The sequence below is a fragment of the Sciscionella sediminilitoris genome (assembly GCF_000737195.2).
Classification (GTDB): Bacteria; Actinomycetota; Actinomycetes; order Mycobacteriales; family Pseudonocardiaceae; genus Sciscionella; species Sciscionella sediminilitoris.
On sequence record NZ_JALM01000132.1, the window covers coordinates 1 to 4,134 of the forward strand.

Genomic DNA, 4,134 nt, shown 5'->3' on the forward strand with positions numbered 1-4,134 from the left:
TTCAAGGGGAAGCTCACTCGAGGTTCAGCTATTCGTAGATAGTGATCGTTCGGGCGAGCCAGGTGAGGATCAGTTGTTTTTCCGGTTCAGAGAGCCCTTGCAAGGCTTGTTGTTCAACGATACGCACGGCCGCAGTCGCGCGGTCGAGTAGTTTGCGGCCACGTTTGCTCAGCCGTAGGAGCACGATCTTGCCGTGGTTGGGTGCCGGGCCGCGCTCGAGGAGATCTCGTTCGAGCAGTTGGTGAACTATCGTGTTCATGCTTTGTGGTTTCACCGCTGCGAATCGCGCCAGCTCGGCCGAGGAGAGTTCGGGGATCGAGTCGAACACGCTCAGCGCTCCGTATTGCGGCACCGACAGCCCGAACGGGGCCAGTTTCCCGGTCAGCGCACCGTGCAGCGATTGCTGGGCCAACCGCATCAAATACCCGAGGTTGCCGTGTTCGCTGCGGGACCGTTGTATCGCGTCGTCCTGTACCACTCTTGCAGAGTATCAGCTGGCCTGATATGAAGTACGTGTCAGGTGGGCTGATAATTGGAGGGCATTATGGCTGAGTCGCAACGCAGCATCATCACGGAGGTTGGGAGCTGGCCTCTTGATGGGTTGCCGGGCAAAGAGATCCGTTTGCTGACTGTCGAATATCCGGCTGGAGTGCACACGCCGCCGCACCGGCATCCCGGTTGGCAGTTGATCTATGTGTTGGAGGGAAAGGTCACTTCTCGGATGGAGGGTGAGCCGGTGCAGCAGTACGAAGTCGGACAGCACTGGTTCGAACCTCGCGAGCATCTGCACTTGGACGCTGGCAATGACACTGAAGAGCGCGCCAAGGTTCTCGTCGCTTATGTCACCGAGCCGGGACAGCCCATCCTTGTTCCGGAGGTATAGGCCGGCTCTCGTTGGTCCGCTGGTCTATCCCGGGCGCAGGCAGCCGGTCATCTGATGCTGTCCGGTTCCGGGTTTGTCGTTGTCGCTGCATCAGCAGCCCGGGTGACTCGCTTATTGCGGTGGAGAACGGGTGAGTGCAGGGCTCCGCCGATCCGGGGCTTAATGCGGTGCACTCGAGTGCAACTGGCTTATCGAACCGTTCAGCGCTCGCTTCGGCAGAGATGGTCTCCGCCATGCCGTGCACGGAGTTTCACGGCGTGCTGTTGCGGGTAAGCGGTGGCAAGTGTCCACAGCTGGGCGGGTGCCGCAGAAGGAGTCGAAGCCTGTGCTCGGTATCGCACTGATGGTACTGGCTGCCACGCTCAACGCGATAGCGTCGGTGCTACAGCGGCAAGCCGCGCGAGCGGAGCCGGAACGGAAGGCGTTTTCCCTGGCCATGTTCTCGGACCTGCTTCGCAGGCGGGTCTGGCTATTGGGGATCAGTGCGATGCTCGCTGGTTTCATCACACACGCCGTCTCGATATCGGTCTCCGAGATCGCGCTCGTCCAACCGTTGCTTGTGACTGAATTGCCCTTGACGCTCATGCTGGCCTCGCGGGTCTTCGGCCTACGAATGCGTGTATCGGATTGGGTGGCGATCGGGCTCGCTTCGGTTGGTCTGGCTGTGTTCTTAGCGTGTCTGAGCCCGCGCGGCGGCAGTCCGAGCTTGGTTTCGACGTCGTCCTGGCTGTTCGGGGCCGGCGGGTGTGCGGCGGGCATCGGACTGCTGGTGCTGATCGGCTACCGCGGTAGACGCGAGCACCGGGCGGCGCTGCTTGGCGTGGCTACGGGCGCAGCGTTCGGGCTGAATTCCTCGCTCATCGCGGGCGTGGGCGCGGCCGTCGCCGAGGGAACGAACCTGTTCGCCACAGGGCAGGCTTATGGCGTCATCGTTCTCGGACCAGTTTCCTTTTTCCTGTTGCAGAATGCTTTACAAGCGGGAAACCTTGTAGCATCGCAGCCAGGGTTCACGCTGACCAATCCTGCGGTATCCGTAGCGTTCGGGCTGGCTGTATTCGGTGAGCAAGGGCGTACCGGATGGTGGTTACTCGGTTCGGTGGGGGGAGCGGTCATGATCGGGGCGGCCACGGTGTTGCTGTCGCGTTCGCCGCTTCTCGATCCCGATGGGCGCCACCACGTCGGTCAGGACTCAGGGCACATAGCAAGTTCTCGCACGTGTCCCTGACATAGTGCCCGGTAAGCCTACCGTTGCGTTTTTTCGATGCAGGTGTGTCTCGTGCATGAGGATGTTCTTTGTTGTGGAGCGAAATGTAGCGTTTAGCGAGGGTGTCATCCGGGTAATACCGTGAGTCGGAAAGGGACGTAGGTCGAGTTGCTCGGCGTGTCGGTGGCCGTTGAAAGGGCTTCCTCGAGCTGTGCGGCTCTCCGCGACGGATGAAGGGTGCGTGTGATGGCGAGCGGAAAGAAAGCCAAGAAATGGGCCCTGCGTAGTTCTCGCTGCGCACAGCGGGCCGAACAGGCTGCAATCCGGGCCGAGGCCTCCATGGATCGTGTCGCCGAATTGAGTCAACAGCCCGGCAAGGACACAGATGTACATGACAGCCCGGAAACCACCGCGGATGCTCGCCAGCAGCCTATCTACACGAGCCCACGTGAGACCAATCTGTCTGCTGGCGGGCTACCTTGACCGGACGGAACCGTAGTTTGGTGGCGATGGTCCCGGCATTCTCCCCGCGGGCTATTCCTGCTCGGCGCGTGCTTCGGCGCCGGTTTCGTGCGCGTAACCGGAATCCATTCCGACCTCGCTGCCGACCGCCGGGTCGGAGTCTGCGGTCGGGGCTTCTGGGCCCGAGGAACGCTTCGAGGGTACGGCAGGGTCACCCGGGACATCTGCCTCTGCCGGGCGCGTGGTCCCTCGCCGATTCAAGAGGAAGTCAATCAGATGACGCATCGGTGCTCCTTGTCCGAGGACTTACGTGAGGTGGTGTGCCCGCCGAACCTGCTGGTGAAACCTCGCACAGGGAAGGAGACAACGGCCGGAGAGGATCTGAGTCCTCGCACTTCGCGAGGTGGTACTCGGACCACGGTACTTCTCTTCGACTGGCCCGAGCGTGTCATGAAGGGACACGAGGTCGTCGCGGCGTTGCGGCATATGGTCGGTCTCACCGACGGCGAGCACGCCCTGGACGCCACCGAGCCATCTTGACAGTGCTCGGTGAGCACCTGGCTGTGACGAACCGCCGGATCTTGCCGCGCAACGACGGTCGTTCGTCGAAGCTCTGCCGCCGTGTCTGCAATGCGGACGGACGTGGCTGAACGCAAGCAGCCGCCCACGAGCCCGCTCGTGCGGTCTCGCCACTCTCAAGGCAGGGGGCGACCCTGAGGAGAGTTCGACGACCGCCTTGCTGCCAACGACCTATCTGGCCGACGGGCTGCGGATCAGCTTTTCCGGCGGCCTCATCTCCCATCTGATACACGGTTTCGGCTTGCTGTTCTTGGCCCCGACTGCACTGGCGATTGGCGGCAATGTGTCTGGGCCGTCTCCCGGTTGCACTCGGATGTCGAACTCTGACGCAAGCGGCATCCATTCCTCGCGGTATGAAGCTTTCGTCCGACGCGAGGACCGGTCACCGAACACGGTTTCGCATCAGCGCAGCGCGGGAATGGCTGGAGGGATCAGGCAAGTGACGAGAGGATGGTGACCGAGTTGGGCATTCTGGGTTGGATCGTGCTGGGACTGGTGGTCGGCGCGTTGGCGAAGTTGATATTGCCCGGTCGCGACCCCGGTGGTGTCATCGTGACGCTCCTGATCGGTGTGGCCGGTGCTCTGCTGGGCGGTTTCCTCGGCCGTCGTTTCTTGCACACCGATCTCGGCAGTTTCTTCGATCTGCGTACCTGGGGGCTGGGCTTGCTCGGTGCCGTCGTTCTGCTGCTGATCTACCGGCTCGTCGCGCACCTGCTCGACGGCCGTTCCCGTTCGGCACGCTGACCCCTGCTCGATGCCGAGAGTGCCCGCGCAGCCGAAGTTCGGACTACGACGGGGCAGTGAACTGGCCCGCGCCGGATCTCACCGGTCACGCTGGTATCAGCCCCGAGGCTGCCGCACTACTCAGCTCCAGCTCGGCCGCGTCGCCCGATATGCGGACTCGTCACTTTCGAGTCCGATCCGGTGGATCGTCCCAGTCGATGTGGTAGTAGTCCGGGCGGTCGACCACGATCTGGGGGCGACGTGTGGTGAAGTAGTCCCACAC

General features: G+C 62.5%; 5 protein-coding genes. 4 read left to right on the forward strand and 1 reads right to left on the reverse strand.

Going from position 1 to position 4,134, the window contains the following annotated elements; all coding sequences use genetic code 11:
• Positions 1 to 28 precede the first annotated feature (28 nt).
• Positions 29 to 478, reverse strand: a complete 450-nt coding sequence (locus tag AD72_RS32890) for a MarR family winged helix-turn-helix transcriptional regulator (protein WP_051899276.1) — start codon at positions 476 to 478, stop codon at positions 29 to 31.
• Between the two features lie 66 nt (positions 479 to 544).
• On the opposite strand from AD72_RS32890, the gene AD72_RS32895 reads away from it, so the two are divergent.
• From AD72_RS32895 to AD72_RS32905, 4 genes are all read left to right on the forward strand, one after another.
• A complete protein-coding gene (locus AD72_RS32895; protein ID WP_051899277.1) occupies positions 545 to 883 on the forward strand; it encodes a cupin domain-containing protein in 339 nt (112 codons plus the stop codon).
• 301 nt (positions 884 to 1,184) lie between these two features.
• Positions 1,185 to 2,108, forward strand: coding sequence for a DMT family transporter (locus tag AD72_RS32900; protein WP_231645106.1), 924 nt, complete (start codon positions 1,185 to 1,187; stop codon positions 2,106 to 2,108).
• A 225-nt stretch (positions 2,109 to 2,333) separates the two neighbouring features.
• Positions 2,334 to 2,570 (forward strand): hypothetical protein, encoded by a 237-nt coding sequence (locus AD72_RS36930; RefSeq protein ID WP_156365490.1) that lies wholly within the window; start codon positions 2,334 to 2,336, stop codon positions 2,568 to 2,570.
• Between the two features lie 1,020 nt (positions 2,571 to 3,590).
• Positions 3,591 to 3,872, forward strand: a complete 282-nt coding sequence (locus AD72_RS32905) for a GlsB/YeaQ/YmgE family stress response membrane protein (RefSeq protein WP_031470554.1) — start codon at positions 3,591 to 3,593, stop codon at positions 3,870 to 3,872.
• Positions 3,873 to 4,134: the final 262 nt, after the last annotated feature.

Coding starts and splice junctions, on each gene's coding strand:
- AD72_RS36930 (WP_156365490.1), top strand. CDS start 2,334: ATGGCGAGCGGAAAGAAAGCCAAGAAATGGGCCCTGCGTAGTTCTCGC.
- AD72_RS32895 (WP_051899277.1), top strand. CDS start 545: ATGGCTGAGTCGCAACGCAGCATCATCACGGAGGTTGGGAGCTGGCCT.